The following is an 18641-nucleotide window of genomic DNA, read 5'->3' as shown; positions in this document are numbered from 1 at the left end:
GAGGTCGAGTGCGGTCGCCAGGTAGAGCCAGCTTCCTTCGTGGCCAGGCACGTGATGTCACCGACGAACCGCTCGCCGGCGGTGAAGTCCCGGCGGATGAGATCGGGTGCCGGCGGTGCGGCCGAGTCTGGCCGGGTCAGGGCTCCTCGGCGGCGGCGCGTGTGGCCGGTGATCCCGCGTCCGCGCATGACCCGCTCGACGCGTTTTGCGGTTGATCCGTCGACCGCGGCGCCGCAGCTCCACGCTGAGACGAGAGAACTGAGCCGGACGTGTTTCGAGGTTGCTTGCCGAGCGGTTCTTCAAGGCGAGCTTGCCTGGCATGCGGTGATGGATTTCATCAGGAGCGTGAAGTTCTTCCGGGTTAGCGCGGCGGTGTGAGCGGGAAGCGCTGGTCCAGCCATGTGGTGATCTCCGCTGCGGCGAGTTCGGTGCCGCTGGGCTCACCAGGGTTGATGGGGCGGCCGAAGTGCAGGCCGCGCACCGTGGCTGTGGTGAGGTCGTGGGTGCCGAGCGCGTCGATCATGTGGCGGGAGTCGCTGGGGAAGGCTGCTTGATCGCCGGTGAGTTCGATGAACAGAGTGGGGACGGTGACCTGAGGCGCGCAGCGGACGAATTCGGCGTTCGTGCTCAGTCCCGACCAGGTCGACAGCCACGCCTCGGGGGTGGTGAGGCGGCCGAACCCGACCTGCCCGTAGTTGATCAGATCGGGTCTCCTGCCGAACAGTGAGCCGTACGGGCGCTCGTTCGGGTCGAGCGAGAGGTCCACGGTGCGCGGATCGGCGTCGGTGCGGAACACAGTGATGATGCGGGGCGCCAGTGAGCGGCGCCGGTCTACGGCGCGCCCGCTGGTCTTGAAGGTCGAGCGGGCTTCAGCTGTGCGGGCAAGGTGTTCGCGGGCGACGGCGTCGATCCGGGCGACGCGGGCGCGTTGGGCGGCGCGGTACCGGCGGAGGAACTCCTCGCTGTACCTGGAACTCGTCGGCGGCTCGGCGAACCCGTTCGTCGGGTGGAACAGGTCGAGCTCGGGGACTACGGATAGTGGGTCGCACTCGTCGGCGACGGACGGGTCGATGCACGCGAGCAACAGCTGCCCCTGGCCGGGGTGCGGAGCGAGAAATATCGCTCCGTCCACAAGAGGCATTATGGCTTCGGCAAGCTCGACCGGCCGGCCGCCGGGAGTGGTCGCGATACGCGCGCCGGGGGAGCGCGCGGCCTGTTCGAGGTAGAACGCGAACAGTGTGCCGCCGCCGGAGTGGCCGAGCGTGACGATGGACTCGAAACCCCGCTCGCGCAGGAACACCTGTCCGGCCGCGACGTCGAGCAGCGCCTGCTCGTGCAAGAGGGTGAGGTCGTTGTTGACCGACCGGGTCTGCTGGGTCCAGACGGCCGCTCCGGCGCGCAGCAGCAGCGGCACCAATGGGTGGTGCGTGACGTCCTGGCGCGGGTGCATCAGGCATACGACTGTGCGTGCACTGGGCACAGTGGCCAGCACGCCATGCACTGTGGCTCCGTCGGAGGTGGTCAGCCTGTGCACGGAGGTGACCGTGGCTGCTGGCCGTTCCTCGATGGCGACGTAGCGGTCCGCACCGAGCCGCGTCGGTGGCGCGCCGTCGCTCATGCTGGCTCCACTCGCAACGCGTTCTTGTCGTGCTGGGTGATGCGGCTGTTGCGGGCCACGCCCCCGATGGCGGAGTACCAGACCGCGTGCCGGCAGCCGGTGGCGCGCCGGTCGATCACGATCGGGCCAGTCGCGTATATCTCGAAGTACGGGCCGATCCGCCCGATGGTCACGTCGGAATCCTCGGCGGCGACCTCGGCGAGTGCGGTGTTCTCAGGCACGTCGAGGACGTAGAGCGTCGTCATCGCCCGGCCTCTTGCCGGTAGCGTGCTTGCTTCCAGTTCGCCGCGCGTTCGACGATCAGCTCCGCCTTGCGGAGCAGCAGTTTGCTGAACGTCGGCTCCGGGTCGCCGACGACGTCGAGCAGTGCGTCGATGGTGAGGTTCGCGTCGAGGTCCTCCTGTGGCGTCACCGGCCGCAGCGCCCTGGTGATCTCGAACATATAGCCGTTCGGGTCGTGGGTGTAGATCGACTCGATGGTCTCGTGCTGGACCTGCATTTCCACGGGCCAGTCGCTCGCGTCGAGCCGGCGTCGGTACTCCAGCAGGTCTTCCTCGTTGTCGACGTGGATAGCCAGGTGCCGCGAGCGCACGAAGAACTCCGGGACCTCTTCGCCGAAGCGGGCGTACACGTCGCCCTTCGTTCCGGCGGTGCCGCCGATCTCCGTGCCGGTGCCGAAGTAGTAGAAAAACGCGATTCGGTCGTTGTTGCCGATGTCGAAGAAGAAGTGGATGAAGTCGGGGTGGTCTTCCGGCCCCCACCCCGCCGCGCAGATCGAGTGCACGACCGGGAAGCCGAGCACGTCCCGGTAGAAGCGCACTGTGGCTGCCGGGTCGAACGTCGGGAACGCGACATGATCGACCCCCTGCACCCGGTGGTCCAGCTCTGCCATTGGCTGCCTCCTCGACGTCGCGCATGCGGGCATCCTGGACCTTACGCAAGATTCAACGAATGAGTCAATGGTTCAACGGAAGAGCTGAACTTGGCGTGTGCGCAATGTGCGAGCAAGAAATACACACCCAGCCGGGCATTAGGCCAGGCAGGCCTGCGGTTCGGCTCGGGGTCCACAGTGGCCGGACCTACGAAAAGGGCAGTCGCAGCGTTGTTGGACACGCTGCCTTTGCAACACGTTCGGGGGCAAGATCAAGTTTCCGCATCGAAGGCCGTGGCGCACTTCCTCGGTCTCTGACCAGTGGGCACAGGAAGTTCTTCGGCGAGTGCTGGGGGCTTCTGCGGTTCCGGTCAGCTGATTGTCTGCCTGGGCGTGTGTGACTCGGCCTGGCGGATCAGCTTGGCTCGATGAGCTGGATGAGTTGTTGCTGGGCGGCCGGCCCGCCAGCACCAACTCGCCTGTCCGCCTGTCATGCGTCCGGCGAGGGCAGGACAGGCCCGTGGTCCGGCGGGGCCGGACTGCCTGGCGCTCCAGGGGGCTCGCAGTTGATGGGATTGGCCAGAACACCTGGCGCGTCGCTGGGGACGTCAGGGATGGGCAGGTCAGGAAATGCGAGCAGACCGACGACGTACGGCGCCTGGGCTTCAACCGCCGAGGAACGGTGCCCGGCACGCCGAGCACCGTTCCTCAGATCCTCCTAGGTGCCAGCTAGAGGTCGAGGATGCGTTCCAGGTAGTCGAGGTCTTCGCGCAGCATCTTCAACGCGGCCGTGGGACCTGCGCCGTCCAAGGCATGATGATCGGCGCGTCGCAGTGCGCCGACGGCCATGTCGGAGAGCTGCTCGATGACGGTTTCAGTGGTGTCGCGGCCACCGGGGTTGAACCACCAGGCGACCCAGTTGCACATGCCGAGTACGCCGAGCGCGGCGATGCGCGAGTCCACGGGCCGGAACTGTCCAGCGCGCACGCCTGCCTCGATGACGCCGGCGATCGTCTTGAGGACGGCTCGGCGGCTGTCGGCGTAGGCAGCGGTGAGCTCTTCGGGCAGTTCGGCCTCGGAGCGGATCAGCAGCCGGAACCGGGCGGGCTGCGTCGCCCGCCGCGCCACTATGACCTCGACGACGCCGCGCAGTTTCGCGACTGGGTCGAGCTCCGGCCGTGCGGCCAGCTCGCTGAGCTCGTCCAGCGGCCCGTTGGTGACCTCGGTGACGAGCTTGGCCAGCAGCTCGTCTTTGCTCTTGACGTAGTAGTAGAGCGCGGGCCGCGTGATGCCCAGTGCGTCGGCAATGTCCTGCAGGCTCGTGCCTGCGAACCCGCGTTCGGCGAACAACCGGGTTGCGTGCTCGTAGAGCTCGTTCTCCACCAGTTCGCGTCGCGCCGTGTTCACCCGCGCACCGGGCTCCCCGCCGTCGCTTCCGCGCTGGGACGACGCCTCTCCAGCTTTCTTGCGGGCATTTGCCCGGGATGTGCCGCCGCTCATGGCTGTGATGGTAGAGGTGTTGCTGTCGGGAGAAGGCTGCCTTCGCCGGGAAGCTCCGCCGCGAGTCGCAGGTCCCGCAGCAGGCTGTACGCGCCGGCTGAGGCCACCGCCGGCATTCCGGATTCCTGCTCGACCGGTGCGACCAGGTCGGGGGAGGGTATGACGTTCGAGCTGGGGACGACGAGTCTGATTCGGTGGCTGGTCATGAGTTCCTCCTCGAGTCTTCACGTTCGGCGGTGATCTTCGCTGCGATGTCGGCCCGCAGTCGGTTCTTGTCGACCTTCCCGATGAGCGTGCGCGGGATCTCGGCGAGATGCTCGATGCGTTCGGGCCATTTGAACTTCGCCACCTGCAGGTCTGCGAAGTGTTGCCGCACTTGGGATAGATCGAGTGGTTGGCCTTCGACCACCAGGTACGCGCACGTTCGCTCGCCGAGGCGGGGGTCGGGCATCGCCACGACGGCGGCCGCGGTGACGCGAGGATGCCGCAGGAGCAAGAGCTCGACCTCGGCAGCGCTGATCTTCTCGCCGCCCCGGTTGACGAGGTCCTTGATCCGGCCCTCGATGGACACGTAGCGCTCGCCCTCGACCAGGTGGATCGAGGCTAGATCGCCGGTACGGTAGTAGCCGTCGGAGGTGAAGGCCTTCGCGTTGTGGTCCGCGGCGTCGAAGTAGCCGCGCAAGGTGTACGGGCCGCGGCAGCACAACTCGCCGGTCTCGCCGTCGGGCACCTCGGTCTCAGTGCCAGGCTTGAGGATCCTAACCGCATCCATTTCGGACAGTGGCGTGCCGACGGTGGTCGCACGGGCGGCGCGGGGAGCACCAGGCCGGGTGGTGAGGAACAGGCCTTCTCCCATGCCGAACAGCTGTCCGGACCACAGGCCGCGGCGTTCGAGGTCGTCGAATAGGGCGGGGGGCACCTTGGTTCCTGACAGCACGACCTGGCTCACCGCTGTCGTCGCGGCCGTGAACTCCGGATGGGCGACGGCGTTGAAGTGTCCGTGACCGAGTAGCACGTGCGTCGCGCCCTCGCGGGCCATCAGGGGCAGGGACTCGTCGAGGTCTGGGGTGCCCAGGACCAGGCATGCTCCGACGCTGTGCGGGCCGTGCACGGCACAGGTGATTCCCGCGTTGTGGATGATCGGGATCAGGTGAGCTACGCGCGTCGTGGTGTCCCAGCCCCACGAGCGGGCGTAGGCCACCGCGTTGTACCAGTACTCCGCGTGCAGCCGTGGGATGATCTTCGGCACGCCGCTGGTCCCGCCGGAGAGCTGGAACACCGCGACGTCGTCCGGGGCGACACCGGACTGGATCCCCTCGACGGTCTTGCGGGCCGTCTGCGCGTCGAGATCACGGCCGAGTGTTTCGATCGCCGCACCGCGGGGGTCGCCGTCCCGGCCGCCGAGTATCAGGACTTGCCGCAACGTCGGGTGTCCGCGTTGCTGCTCGACGGCGAAGTCGACCAGGTCGGTCCCGCGGGTGCCTGCCTCGACGAGGTGCGCCGTGGCGCCGACCCGGCGGCTGATCGCACCGACTTCATGGCCGCCGTGCGCGGCGAGTGTGCACACCGGCACCAGGCCGGCCTTGAGCACCCCGTACCAAGCGACCACCGCGTCCAGTCGGTTGGTGACCTGGAACAGCACCGGGTCGCGGGGCGCCAGGCCGATTCTGTGCAGCCCGGCGGCGAGCAGATCGCTGCGCTCGTCGAGTTCGCGGTAGCTCAGCCGCCCGTCCAGCGCCGCCACCGCGTCGCGGTCCGGGTGGGCGAGCGCGACTTGGTGCAGCTCGTCGGCGAGCGTGCGGGTGCCCCACAGCCCGGCATCGCGGTAGGCCCGCACCGCGTCCGGCGGGTAGTCGACGACCTTGCCGCCCCAGTGCGCGGTGTTCATGCACTCTCCTCTTCGGTCGGCTCACCGGTGAACGCAACCAGGTCGGTGCGTGCGCTCACCAGGCCGGCGGCGAAGTCGTCGCGCAGCTCAGCAGGCCCTTCCACCACGACGAGACCGCCGGTCTCCGTGCGGATCCGCTCGGCTAGGTCCAGCCTAGTCAGCAAGGCGGACCGGTCCGGGGGACCGGTGACACGGAAACCCTCGGCCCCATCTTCGAGAGCGCGGCGCGCTCGCGCCACCACCGCATCTCCGGTATCGCCCCACGGATCGGTGAGCACGTCGCTGATGGTGACGAGATTCCTGGTGGGGTGATCGATCTGGCGACGAGGGAAGTGCTGGCCGTCGCGGATCAGCGGCCGGTCCAGTACCCACGTCGTGACCCCGGCCGGGTCAGCAGGGCCGGCGCTGCCCGCGTACTGCTCGAGTGCGGCGGCGACGACGTCGGGACTCGTGACGGCGAACCGGTCGAGCGGCACGTTGCCCGCGCGGGTCATGTAGGCGACCATCAGCTGCTCGACCGGCAGATGCAGTCGGGAGGGGAACGAGTCCCACCACAGCTGGCTGCGGCGCGCAAGCTCCTGCAGGCGCTCGACAGCAGGACGGCGGATGGCTTCATAGCGCGCGAATGCTGAGGCCCTGTCTGGTTCGTCGCGCAGAGCCTCGACCAGGCCGATCGCGTCCTCCATCGCCAGCTTCGTGCCGGATCCGATCGAGAAATGCGCCGTATGCGCGGCGTCGCCGAGCAGCACGGTGCGGCCAGCGGACCAGCGTGCACAACGTACGGTCCGGAACCGCAGCCAACGGGTGCGGTTGCCGATCAGTGGATAGCCCCGCAGTTGTTCGGCGAACACCTTTTGCAGGTAGCGCAACGATTTCTCGTCAGAGGTGTCAGAAGGCGTCTCCGCGGTAGAGGCGTCGAAACCGGCGCGGCGCCAGGTCGCCTCGTCGGTCTCAATCAAGAAGGTACTGCGGCCGTCCGAATAGGGATACGCGTGCGTGACGAAGATGCCGTGCTCGGTGCGGACCGGAGCGAAGATGGCGTCGGTGAGGGCGAAGTCGGTGCCACACCACAGATATAGGCCGCGCCCCGTGTCGATCCGCGTGCCGAACGGCCCGGACTCCCGGGTCGTGCTGTTGATCCCGTCGGCGGCGATCACGATGTCCGCGTCGAGCTGGTCTGCGGTACGCCGCGTGCCGAATTCCAGCCGCACGCCGACTTTCTCCGCGTGCGATTGCAGCACCGAGAGAAGCTCCGTACGAGCGATGCCGACGAGGCGGTTGTTGTCCACGCGTGCGGTGCGTCCGCCGACCTGCATCGTCATGTCGTGGCGGCAGCCCACCGCGACGATGTCGCGCAGCGTGTCTGGGTCCGTTTCCTTGAGGTTGCGCTGCGTTCCGGCGGCCAGACCGATGCCGAAGCCGAACGTCGCGTCCGGCGTTCCCTGCTCGTGCACGCTGACGTCGCAGGAGGGGTACGCAAGTTTGAGCAGACGCGCGGCGTAGAGCCCGCCGGGGCCCCCGCCCAGTACAGCGGCCCGACGTAGTTGCATCCGGACCTCCAGTGTCTTGACGCATGAGTCGACTATTCGACGTACTAGAAGTCGCGGCGTCAAGGCCTTGACTCCAATTGGGTGGTTGGTCACGTTGGGGCTATGTCTCGAACGAAGTGTTTAATAGTCTACGGTCCCGTTGGTAAGGGTGCCCGTCGTCGCAAGGAGCGTGTGTCATGGCCTTTGTCATCGGCGTTGACGTCGGGGGAACGTTCACCGACGCCGTTCTCGACGACGCCGGGACCGTGCTCGCCGCCAAGGCCCCGTCCACTCCGCCGGATTACTCGCGAGGCGTCCTGGACGTGCTCGGGCTACTGGCCGAACAGCTCGGGATGTCGCTACCGGAGATGCTCGCCCAGACGCACCACATCGCGCACGGCACGACCTCATCGCTGAACGCGCTGGTGACGGGCAACGTGCCGCCGGTCGGTCTCCTGACCACGAAGGGGCACCGGGACTCGATCTACATCATGAACGTCGAGGGCCGCTACCTCGGACGTTCACCGCACGAGCTGCAGAACGTCCTCGGACAGGCCAAAGACCACGCGCTGCTGCCGAAACGGCATGCCCTCGAGGTCACCGAGCGCATCGACCGGGACGGCAACGTCGTGGTGGGCCTGGACGAGGACGGGGCACGCGCCGCCATCCGCGCTCTCCTTGACGACGGCGTACGTGCGATCGCAGTGTCCCTGCTGTGGTCGTTCCGCAACCCCGTGCATGAACGGCGCTTGCGGGAGCTGGTCGCCGAGGCTGACCCCGACGTCTTCGTCGCGTTGTCCTGCGAGGTGAGCCCCCGCATCCGCGAGTTTTCCCGCAATGCCACCACGATCATGAGCACCCAGATCGGGCCGGGCCTGCACGACTACCTGACCGCGCTCGAGGCTGCGCTGCGTGAGAACCGGCTCGCCGGGCCGTTGCTGGTCATGCAGAGCAACGGAGGCGCGGTGGCTGCGCAGGAGGCCCCGGCCACCGCGATCAGCACTGTCGGCTCCGTGCTCACCGGCGGCGTGGTGGGCTCGGTCGCGCTGGGCCGCCAGCTGGGTCACCGCAACATCATCTCCACCGACGTCGGCGGGACTACCTTCCTCGCCGGTCTCGTCGTGGATGGCGAACCGGTCCGCGACACCACGACCGTGATCAACCACCACCCGATCAACGTGCCTACCCTGCGGGTCGACGCGATCGGGTCCGGCGGTGGCGCAATCGCGTGGCTCGACGCCGGCGGCAACCTGCGCATCGGGCCACGCAGCGCGCAGGCAGTTCCCGGCCCCGCGTGCTACGGCAACGGCGGCACCGAGCCAACCAACACCGACGCCAACCTGGTGCTCGGCATCCTGCCCGAGCGGGGTCTACTCGGCGGCCGCAAACCGCTGTCGACCGAGCTGGCCTGTCGAGCGATCGAGACCCGGATCGCCAAGCCGCTGGGGCTCACCGTCGAGGAGGCCGCGGCCGCGATCTATACGGTGCAGAATGCCCAGACCGGCGATCTGCTGCGCAAGACCGTGGTCGGTGCCGGGCACGATCCGCGTGACTTCGTGCTCTACGCGTTCGGTGGTGCGGGTCCCGCCCACTGTGCGAGCTACGCAGCCGAGATCGGGGTCAGCGAAGTCGTCGTTCCGCTCGGGCCGGTCGCGTCGGCCTTCTCCGCCTTCGGGCTCGCCTCGTCCGACATCGTGCTCACTGCGGAACTATCCGACCCGACGATCGTGCCGTTCGATCCCGCGCGCGCCGAGCGCGACTTCGCCGAGCTGGAGAAGCGGGTTCTCGACGGCCTCCGCCGCCAGGGCGTCCGGTTTGAGAACATCGAGCTGCACCGCGAGATCGATATGCGCTACACGATGCAGCTCGCCGAGGTCACCGCCCAGGTCGCGAACGGACCGCTCGACATGGCCGCGATCGAGGAGGCCGCTGCCGCGTTCGAGGAGCGCTATGCGGCGTTGTACGGCGAAGACACAGGATTCCGCGAGGCAGGCATCCAGGCCGTCACCTTCCGCGTGCGTGGCACCGGCGTGCTGCCGTTCAGTCCTGAGCTGCCTGGGGTGCCTGCGGCGGACTCCACAGACCCGTCGGGCGCCTGGATCGCCACGCGGCCGGTTTGCCTCGACATCCGCAGCGGATATGTCGAAACCCCGATATACGACTACCGCGAGCTGCGCGCCGGGCACGTGCTGACCGGTCCCGCGATCGTCGAGGTGCCCACCACGACCGTTGTTGTGCCCGACGGCACCACCGCTAGCGTCGACCACCTGGGCAACGTGATCATCCGCACCAACGCTGCCCGCGCCATCCAACCCGCTCGCACCGCCGTTACCGCAGGGAGCACGTCGTGACCATGCCGGTGCCCGGCTCGGAGGTCTACTCCAGCCGACCAGTCGACCCCGCCGAGTTGCGGCGCTCACTGCCGTCCACTTTGGATGTGCACACGGTCGCCCAGGGCCAGGTCGACGCGCTCGACCCGTTGACCTACGAGGTGATCCGACACCGGCTGTGGTCGGTTACCGACGAGATGGGCGAGGCGCTCAAGCGCATGTCCGGCTCGCCGATCGTCACCGACGCCAACGACTTCGACTTCGCCATCTCCGACGAGCTCGGCCAGGAGGTCCAGGTCGGTCTCTACAACACCATGCTCGTCGGCGCGGTCGACCTGGCGATCTACTGGACGCTGCGCCACCGGTCGGTCAACCCCGGCATCGCCGAGGGCGACATGTTCCTGTGCAACGACCCCTGGGTCGGCGGCGGGCTGCACCAGAACGACGTGATCGTGTACCAGCCAGTCTTCCACGACGGGAAGCTCTTCGCTTGGACCAGTGCCATCGCGCACCAGCCCGACCTGGGCGGCGTCGGCCTCGGCTCGTTCTCCCCGGCAGCGCAGGACGTGTTTTCCGAGTCCCTGCCCACCCCGCCGGTCAAGGTCGTGCGCGAAGGCCGACTTCAGCGGGACATCGCGGACATGTGGACACGCCGGTCTCGCGTGCCGATGCTGGTCGGTCTCGACCTGCGCGCCAAGATCGGCGCCAACAACGTGGGCGCCGAGCGCCTGCACACTTTGATTGACCAGTACGGCCCTGACACGGTCAAGGCTGTCATGAAGCGCATGATGTCCGACGCCGAGACGAGACTGCGCGACAAGCTCACCGCGCTCCCGGACGGCAGCTGGTCGGCCACCGGCTACCAGGACCAGTCGCACGAGGGCGACCGGAACCTGCACAAGATCACGGTCACCACCACCAAGACCGGCGACCATCTGACGTTCGACTTCAGCGGCACCGACCCGCAGGCCGGCGTCATCAACTGCACCTACGCCGGAATGCGTGGCGGTGTCATGCTCGCGCTGCTGCCGATCCTCGCCAACGACATCCCGTGGTCCGCGGGCGGGCTGATGCGCTGCTTCGACCTGGTCACCGAGGAGGGCACCCTCAACAACGCGACGTTCCCAGCGGCCGTGGGCCGCGGCCCGATCGGCCCGGCTTGGCTCACCGGCAGCCTCGTCGCCGAGTGCCTGTCGCAGATGCTCGACCGCGATCTCGAGCTCGGCAAGAACGTGCAGGCCACCTGTTGTGGCACCTGGGACACGGCCGTCATCGCCGGTCTCGACGAGCGCGGCGAACAGCCCGTGCCGTTCCTCAACATCATCATGGAGCCGATGGCCGGCGGATACGGCGCCAAGCCGCACACCGACGGCATCGACACCGGCGGACTGTTCTGCATCCCCATGGGGCGCGTTCCGGACGTCGAGATGACCGAGTTCCTCTATCCCATCCTGACGCTATGGCGGCGTGAGGTGCCGGACTCCGGTGGACCGGGGCGCCACCGGGGCGGGCTCGGCGCGTCGATCGCGATCACCCCGCACGGAACAAGCCTTCCGATGGGGCTCGTCCTGGCGTCCGCGGGCAAGGCCGTGGCTCAGAACGGCGGACTCTGCGGCGGGTACCCCGGCAACAGCGGACTCGATGTGGTCGCGAGGCAGAGCCGTGTCGCCGAAGTTCTCGCTTCCGGACGGATCCCGACCGAGTTGGAGGAAGTCAGCGACACGCTCGAACCAGGGCAGAACTACGCCTCGAGCTATCTCGCACCCGGTGAGGTGTTCGCGATGACCTGGCAGGGCGGCGGAGGCTACGGCGACCCGTTGAAACGCGATCCCGAAGCAGTCGCTCACGACCTTCGAGAACACAAGATCACTGCGGCGAGCGCCCTCGACGTCTACGGCGTCGTCATCGAAAAGGACGTCGTCGACGTCGCCGCCACTGCCCTGGAGCGCGACCGTCATCGAGCCCGGCGCAAGGATCGGTCGCTGGTCCCGGGCACGACGCGGGGCACCGCCGAGATGACCGCTGCCAAACGGATCGACGACAACCTGGTCGAGGTTCCCGGTGACGGCGAGACCCTCGTGGCGTGCCGCCACTGCGCCGAGATCCTCGGCGGCACCGCCGCAAGCGACCAGCTGGTACTCGCCCGTTACGAAGGCCCGTCGACGGAGGCGGGCCGGCAGATCTTCGCCGATCCCGCCGACTACGTCGATGCGCCGGTCGTGTTCCGGCAGTACTGCTGTCCGTCCTGTTGGACTGCCCTGTACTCGGCGGTCGTGCCAGCCGGCCACGCGGACACCACGGCCTCCCTCGCCCGACTGCTCGCGCGGGGCTCGTCCGGTTGAGGAACTGTTGGCGGGCAGGAACGCCTGCTCGATCGCCCGATGTGGACAGACGAGGCGCGAATCATGGAATCCCGAAATGCGAATTTTAGGAATGTAACGATGCGATCCATCGTCAGCGTACGATCCGGTGACTACGCCGAATCCCTGTTCCTCGATGTCCCATCCTGCTCGCGTCGCAGCATCCGAGATCCTCCTCCGCGCTGACCCGTGGGCGCGAGGCAACGAACTATGCAGCGGTTGCGAACTCGGAGAAATGTTCAGCACGTTGGACGGGGACTACGTTCTTCGTCGCATTGCCAAAGCGGTGCTGAACCTCGCCGAGGCGGCCTGGTAGTGTCAAGCCCGGCACGTGCGGTTCATCGCGCGACGCTGGGTGATGTCGGTGGTACCGCCGGGTTCCCGGCGTCGATTGCCCCGAGAAGCGCACCTCTGCACCGTTCCACAAATTGTGGCAGACCCGCTCCGTAGTCCACGCCGAAGGAGTATGACGCCGTGCAGATGAAGATCGACGCCGAGAGCCTTAGTGCTGTCGGCGTGTGCCGGCTCGGAGCACGTCCCATTCGCCTCCTCCGCTTCGAGCCGAATGGCATCGTCACGCCGAGTTCTGCCCGGCCTGCTGGGCTCGGGGAATCGGGATGACGTCCGCCGTATCACCATAGATTTTTTCACGCGGCCATGAATGTATTTTTGTGCGGCGCTTCGTTTCAGGTTCGGGTGTGACAACGACGCGTACAAGGATTGAGCTCATCCGCTGCGCGTGCCGCATTGCTCGTCTGCAAGTAATGCCGCTGGCACACCGTTGTGGACGACTGGCTGAAAGGGTTGCGACCGAATGCATGTGATGCTTACGGGCGACTCGATTGGCGTTCAACCGGCAGCTTTCAGTGTGCAGAAAGCTGCCTCCCTAAAAGACTGGTAGCCGAGACACCGACGAGGTTTCCTGTGAACATGACTTCGCACACCGCCTGGCCAAGCTCCCCCCGCCCCGTCGCTACCAACGCGCAGGCACGCCGCACGAGTATTCGGGTCGCCATACGAGCTATCGATCCACTCGTAGTCTCAGGCCTGCACGCAATGCTCCGTCCGACTTTCGGCATCGATCTCGTCGCCGATTGCGCGGAAGCCGAAGTCACCGTCGCGGTCACCGACGACTCCGGCCTGCACAATCTCCTCAGCAACATCACGGTCTCTCGTCTCGTGCTCATCGCCGACGACCTGCGGCATGCCGAGTTGCTGACCGCCATCGAGCACGGCCTGATCGTGCTGGTGCCGCGCAGGGAGATGACGACCAAAACACGGCTGCTGCAAGCCATCTCCGATGCGTGTGAGGGCCGCGGTGACCTGCCCGCCCAGCAGTTGGGTGCGGTGCTGCAAGGGATGAAGCAGTTGCAGGAAATCACTTTGGGTCCGCGCGACCTGAAGCTGAGCGGTCTCTCCTCGCGGGAGATCGAGGTCTTCCGGCTACTTGCGGATGGGTTGGACACCGGCGAGATCGCGGAGAAGCTCATGTATTCCGAGCGCACGGTTAAGAACGTGTTGCATGGCTTGATGAGCAGACTCGGCCTCCGCAACAGAGCGCACGCGGTCGCCTATGCACTGCGGCACGGCCTGATCTGACGCTGCGGCGCGGTGACCTTTGCGCGGGACCATGCTTGAAATCCGGCTGGGCCGCCAGTGGGGGCCGGCCCGGATCGGGTTTCCAGCTGAAGTTGTCCCTTGAAGATCAAGTGTGGTGCGAGATAAGGAAAGCGCATCTCTGGCGGGATGGCTGGCGCCGGTGGGTCATGGCGAGGTTGCGCATGAGAGCCAGCCTTGGGCGGCATCCCAGACGCCCTCGCCTGTGCGCCAGCAGTTGCGGAGGAAGTTCCAGGGCTTCAGCTGCCAAAGCGTGCTCTGCGCGGGCTCGGATACGCTTGTGAACGGTGTAGAACTCCTGCTCTCAGGCGGGAAGTTCGCTGCCGTCGTGGGGTCTGGCGTGATCACCATGGGATTACCGGCGTGTCACACGCACGTCCCGGCACATTCTTCGACACCGGACCCGCGGCAGGCGCGTCAGTCATCTAGATTGCCTTGCAACGGTTTTCCTGCCGGTGGCAGTCAGGCAGGCATTGGCACCGATGACCAACTGCAGGTTGCAGAGAGTAACTGATCAGGCCGGTCCGCCTCTGCTCCTTGGACTCCTCTGGACCAGCGAGTTGGCCTGCTACAACAGGCACGACACCGTGTGCGTGGTCCGCGAACTCGAACCAGCGGACGCGCTGGAAGCGTTAGGCGCTAAACCACGGTTGTTCCGGCCCTGCGAGCTGCCCAGGAATAGCCGGACGACTGGACTTCCCTGCCAGCCGCGGCCCGCGGCGCCGATGAGCTGGCAGGATGCATCGGCGCGTGGACGTTCATCTACGACGACTCCGGATCGACCTCGCCTGACGATACGACGGAGCTGTCCACCCACGGGTCCACTGCGGCCACGAGCATGCTCTCCATCAACGCCGACGCCAGCCTCACCTACGCCGTAGACGGACGCAGCTTGCCTGGACCAACGTCGACGACCTCAACCTTGAGACGGATCTGCCGGGCATGCCGGCCGAACTGCGCGCAGCGTTCGAGGCACTTCATGTGCGCCAAGGTGTGCTCGACGCGGGCACGGACTGACTTGTGAGCGCTGTTGAGCTCTTCTTTGCACTCGGGAAGCTTGCTGTCGTCAATGGGTTTGCAGTACGACGTGATCACCTCGCGGTTGCTTTGTTAGCCGCTGTCAGCCATCACCTGCACGCCCGAGCAATCTTGGCCGATACCGGGTTCAGCGTAGGCCAGGCAGTCGTTACGGTTGCCTGGCAAGGGTTTTTCCGATCGCGACGGTCCGGTGGGTGTTGGCGTCGATGACCACCTGCAGGTTGGTGGAGTACCGGTAGTTCTTCGACGACGCACTGACGCTTCGGGCATGGGTGGGCACCAGGGCGCCGTCCACGATCAGCACAGTGTCCGGGCTGTGCTTGCGCTTGGTCGGCGACAACGCGAGATAGGGGTCAAGGTGGTCCACGACCCGCCCTGCCGCGGACTTGGAGACATCGAATAGCAACATGCCCTGCCGAAGAGTCAGGTTGATGCGGTAGCACACCGCCGCCAGCAGCACCCGATCGTAGCGACAGACCCCACCGACGACCGGCACCGGTCTGTTCGGCGCCACGACCTCGCACTATGCCCACCAGCTTGCCGAACTGCCGCACCGACAGCCCTGTGAAAGTCGGTATCCACGCCGGCTGTCAACCCCGATCACGTGCGCCCGTACATGATCCATTACCGCCCAGAGTCGCGATTACTGGACAACCTTTTAAGGCGCGGCAAGTGCGACGCTGTGTGGCCGGAGAAGCGTGCGCGTGCCATGACGGGTGTGTAGAAGGGCAAACAACCGTCCAATGCGTCGTGCGGAAGCGTTGTTCGTGGTGAACTGCCTCCGAAGGGATTTTACCTGTGCAAGCTTCGTTTGCCGGGTGACACGAGTAGTTCGTTTACAAGGGAGTTGCCCAATGGCCGGAGTGTCGACTACAACCCCGGGAATGCGGCAGGCGGCGGACCGCCTCACCAGTACTCAAGGTGTGGCCAAGGGAGGTGTGCAGAGCGTCGGTGACGAACTCGCCGCGCTGAAGTCGACGTGGACCGGTGACGCGTCCATGGCGTTCGACTCCTCGATGAGGGCGTGGATGGACGACTGCCAGTTCATCGTCAACAAGCTCGGCGAAATGATCGAGATCATGAACGGCAACCGCCAGGCCATCACGGTCGGCGAGCAGGCCAACGTCGAGACCGCAGCCCGCATTCCGGCCGGCCCGGGCCTGCAGGGTCTGTGACCCGGCGCGATGTGCCCCCTCAGCTGAGCGATTGAAAGGACATTTGCTTTGGCTACTTATACCTTTGACCGCGGCATGGCCGACTCGGTCCGCGACCATATGGCCGAGGTCACCCGGCGCCTGCAAACCGAGCTGGACGACATGCACCAGCAGATCGTCTCCACCCTGCAGGACTGGCAGGGCGGCGCGAAGGATCAGTACATGGTCGCGAAGTCGCAGTGGGACACCGCGGCGCGGCGCATGTGGCAGAGCTTGAACTCCGCAGAGGTAGCCCTCGACCAGATCACGGGCGGCTACCTCAAGGTTGAGCACACCGGCATGAACGCGTGGGGCGGCTACGGCGTCTAGTGAGCCCGACGGTGCCACCGGGACGCCATGCGAGCCCGGTGGCATCCCCCCATGCGTCAGCAACCACGTTTTGACCGTTAAGGAGCTTGAATGGGAACCCGCGAAACTCTAGATACTATGGGTGGGCCTGATAAACTCTCCGTGCTTCCGGAAGACCTTGAGCACGTCGATCCTTTCGAAGTAACCGACGTCTCGGTGACCGGAGACTGGGGCGGTCCCGCCGACGGCTTCTTCGCTGGCCAGTTTGACTGGCCGAAGGTGCCGGTCAGCGGCGAGAACACTGGGCCTGGTGTCCGCGTCAGCACCGAGGCCTTGCGGACCTTCGCGACGAACCTTCGCTCGATGCTCGGGCCGTTGAACGCAGCCAAGTGGCACGTCGAGTCGGTGAAGCTCGCGCCCGGTACCTTCTTTGACGCCGCCGAATTGACCGGCAGGGTTTTCGGTGGCCAGGGCGACGGAATCCAGCCGACCACACTGAACTTCATCCACACCGCGCAGCAAGCGATCACCAAGACCGCCGAGGAGCTTGAGCGCCTCGCGTCGGAGTACCAGACTGCCGAGGAGCTCAACGCGGCCACTGGCCAGGACCTCGGCGAGCACATCCAGGACGCCAAGAACTACATCACGGCCGCGGTCAACGGCCCCACCAGCGTCGCCTGAGCCAGTCTCCGCCTCGATTCGCCGCAGGACCGTCCCCGTCGGGGACATCATTCCCGTCTAACACGAAAGCTTTGCGAAATGGCTGATGGGCAAATTGTCACCCGGGACGACGGCTCTGTCATCGCGGTCGGCGATGGAACGGGTGGGAGTCGGGCAGATTACAACACATGGGACTGGAAATACATCAAGGCGGCGATCACGGGGTCCGCTGCGGTCGGCAAGGGCAATCAGGTCGACACCACTAACGAAACGTCCGACCCCACGACGTTGTGGCAGGCCGCGCTCAGCTTCCGCGCGGCCATGGAGATCCTGGGCGCGGTCGGTAGCAGCGTCCTTGACCAGGCGAGGGCTCTTGCGGGCGAGGGAAGTCCGTGGCAGGGCGGGGCCGCGACGGCGTTCCTCGGCCTGATGGAGCAGTTTTCTAAGGCGTTCACCAATCACGCGCAGCAGATCGACGGCGGCCCGGCCCGTATCAATCCGGTTCCGGAGCAGTTGTGGGCCGCCGGCGATTACCTCAACTGGGCCCGGAATACAGTAAACGAGATCGACCACTATTACGCTAATGCGACGATAGAGATCGTTCGCAGGATCAACGAATATTACGGCCAAACCGTGCACGCCGATCCGGTCATGGATAACGGCCTGGTCCAGGTCAGCATGTTCCCCGAGGTAGTCGAGGCGATGAACCGGGACATGCGCCAGGTGTTGAAGACCCTCGCTGGCCAATACCAGGAGACCGTGTTCGACACCGCGCTGATGTCCGTGCCCACCCCGAACGCGCTCGACGACGTGCCCGACGGTCCCGGCAAGTCGCCCCTGGACTTCTTGAAAAACGCGCCGCCGCCGCCCAAGTTTGATTCACCCAAGTTTGATTCACCCAAGTTTGATTCACCCAAGTTTGACTCGCCCAAGTTTGACCCGACTAAGTTTGACCCGCCCAAGATTGACCCGACCAAGTTTGACCCGGGCACGGTCGGCCCCGACGGCCCCGGTGCTTTCACCCCGCCCGCGTTTGACCCGCCCAAGTTTGACCCGGGCACGGTCAGCCCCAACGACCCCGGTGCCCTCATCCCGCCCCCATTTGACTCGCCCGCGTTCGAACCGCCGCCCGGTACCCCCGGAAACGTCCCCACCATTCCGCCGTTCGTGCCGCCGTTCTCGCCGCCGTCGCTGGGCAGCGGTCCCGGCATCAAACCGCCGTCGGCGCAGAAGCCAGGAACCGGGGCCGGCGTGGGTATGCCCGAGCTCGAAAAGCCGGGCATCGAGCCGTTCACGCCAACCGCGCCGCCGGCGATGTCAGAGATGCCGGACGCCGGCGACTGGGCCGCGGGCGAGGGCACACAGTCCACCGGTGCCCCCGACCAGCGCGGCATCGGCATGCCCGGAGGCATGCCGATGATGCCGCCGATGTCTCCGCCGGCCGGTGCGGGCGGCGGGCAGCCGGAGCGTTCTGATGCGTCGGGCTTGCTCGGTGGTGAGGTGGAGCCGTGGGAGGGCGTTGACGTTCCTGGTCTTGGTGAGCCGGAAGGCGTCGCGGACATGCCGGAAGGCAAGCCGCAAGACTGGTCGGCTTCGTCGGAGACCAGCACTGCTTCGCCTGGTGTGCCGGGGATGCCGATGATGCCGCCGATGTCTCCGCCGGCCGGTGCGGGCGGCGGGCAGCCGGAGCGTTCTGATGCGTCGGGCTTGCTCGGTGGTGAGGTGGAG

At 66.4% G+C, this 18641-nt stretch carries 14 protein-coding genes and 1 pseudogene; 7 read left to right on the top strand and 8 right to left on the bottom strand.

All coding sequences use genetic code 11. The annotated features are described in order from the left end of the window. Positions 1 to 361: 361 nt before the first annotated feature. The 6 genes from ACWEV3_RS33970 to ACWEV3_RS33945 form a co-directional block, all read right to left on the bottom strand. Positions 362 to 1618, bottom strand: coding sequence for an alpha/beta hydrolase (locus tag ACWEV3_RS33970; RefSeq protein ID WP_452617814.1), 1257 nt, complete (start codon positions 1616 to 1618; stop codon positions 362 to 364). Further along, positions 1615 to 1863, bottom strand: coding sequence for a hypothetical protein (locus ACWEV3_RS33965; RefSeq protein ID WP_452617813.1), 249 nt, complete (start codon positions 1861 to 1863; stop codon positions 1615 to 1617). The genes ACWEV3_RS33970 and ACWEV3_RS33965 overlap by 4 nt, the downstream gene beginning before the upstream one ends. After that, positions 1860 to 2510 (bottom strand): VOC family protein, encoded by a 651-nt coding sequence (locus tag ACWEV3_RS33960; protein ID WP_452617812.1) that lies wholly within the window; start codon positions 2508 to 2510, stop codon positions 1860 to 1862. The genes ACWEV3_RS33965 and ACWEV3_RS33960 overlap by 4 nt, the downstream gene beginning before the upstream one ends. Positions 2511 to 3218: 708 nt before the next feature. Next, complete coding sequence (locus tag ACWEV3_RS33955) at positions 3219 to 3989, bottom strand: TetR/AcrR family transcriptional regulator (protein ID WP_452617811.1); 771 nt, start codon at positions 3987 to 3989, stop codon at positions 3219 to 3221. A 202-nt stretch (positions 3990 to 4191) separates the two neighbouring features. After that, the gene (locus ACWEV3_RS33950; protein WP_452617810.1) at positions 4192 to 5877 is read right to left on the bottom strand and encodes a (2,3-dihydroxybenzoyl)adenylate synthase; all 1686 of its coding nucleotides are present in this window, start codon (positions 5875 to 5877) and stop codon (positions 4192 to 4194) included. Next, positions 5874 to 7427 (bottom strand): FAD-dependent monooxygenase, encoded by a 1554-nt coding sequence (locus ACWEV3_RS33945; RefSeq protein ID WP_452617809.1) that lies wholly within the window; start codon positions 7425 to 7427, stop codon positions 5874 to 5876. Before ACWEV3_RS33945 ends, ACWEV3_RS33950 begins: the two co-directional genes overlap by 4 nt. Positions 7428 to 7603: 176 nt before the next feature. Here ACWEV3_RS33945 and ACWEV3_RS33940 point away from each other — a divergent pair, with 176 nt between their 5' ends. The 3 genes from ACWEV3_RS33940 to ACWEV3_RS33930 all read left to right on the top strand — a co-directional run bounded on the left by ACWEV3_RS33940 (position 7604) and on the right by ACWEV3_RS33930 (position 13695). After that, a complete protein-coding gene (locus tag ACWEV3_RS33940) occupies positions 7604 to 9757 on the top strand; it encodes a hydantoinase/oxoprolinase family protein (protein ID WP_452617808.1) in 2154 nt (717 codons plus the stop codon). Beyond that, a complete protein-coding gene (locus ACWEV3_RS33935; RefSeq protein ID WP_452617807.1) occupies positions 9754 to 12078 on the top strand; it encodes a hydantoinase B/oxoprolinase family protein in 2325 nt (774 codons plus the stop codon). The genes ACWEV3_RS33940 and ACWEV3_RS33935 overlap by 4 nt, the downstream gene beginning before the upstream one ends. 1074 nt (positions 12079 to 13152) lie before the next feature. Next, entirely contained in the window at positions 13153 to 13695 is a 543-nt protein-coding gene (locus ACWEV3_RS33930) for a helix-turn-helix domain-containing protein (protein ID WP_452617806.1), read from the top strand. Between the two features lie 888 nt (positions 13696 to 14583). On the opposite strand, the gene ACWEV3_RS33925 is transcribed toward ACWEV3_RS33930, so the two are convergent. After that, positions 14584 to 14808 (bottom strand): hypothetical protein, encoded by a 225-nt coding sequence (locus ACWEV3_RS33925; protein ID WP_452617805.1) that lies wholly within the window; start codon positions 14806 to 14808, stop codon positions 14584 to 14586. A gap of 91 nt (positions 14809 to 14899) precedes the next feature. After that, positions 14900 to 15265 carry a hypothetical protein gene (locus tag ACWEV3_RS33920; RefSeq protein ID WP_452617804.1) on the bottom strand — a complete coding sequence of 122 codons (366 nt, stop codon included), beginning with the start codon at positions 15263 to 15265 and terminating at the stop codon, positions 14900 to 14902. Positions 15266 to 15494: 229 nt separating this feature from the next. Here ACWEV3_RS33920 and ACWEV3_RS33915 point away from each other — a divergent pair, with 229 nt between their 5' ends. From ACWEV3_RS33915 to ACWEV3_RS33900, 4 genes and pseudogenes are all read left to right on the top strand, one after another. Next, entirely contained in the window at positions 15495 to 15926 is a 432-nt protein-coding gene (locus tag ACWEV3_RS33915; RefSeq protein WP_452617803.1) for a WXG100 family type VII secretion target, read from the top strand. Positions 15927 to 16001: 75 nt separating this feature from the next. Continuing rightward, a complete protein-coding gene (locus ACWEV3_RS33910) occupies positions 16002 to 16274 on the top strand; it encodes a WXG100 family type VII secretion target (protein WP_452617802.1) in 273 nt (90 codons plus the stop codon). A gap of 141 nt (positions 16275 to 16415) precedes the next feature. Further along, positions 16416 to 16934 carry a hypothetical protein gene (locus tag ACWEV3_RS33905; protein ID WP_452617801.1) on the top strand — a complete coding sequence of 173 codons (519 nt, stop codon included), beginning with the start codon at positions 16416 to 16418 and terminating at the stop codon, positions 16932 to 16934. 78 nt (positions 16935 to 17012) lie between these two features. Then, a pseudogene (locus ACWEV3_RS33900) lies at positions 17013 to 18641 on the top strand (hypothetical protein); the annotation flags it as partial.

The sequence above is a fragment of the Saccharopolyspora sp. NPDC003752 genome (genome assembly GCF_053605825.1).
This window is presented reverse-complemented; position numbering and strand designations above follow the sequence as displayed.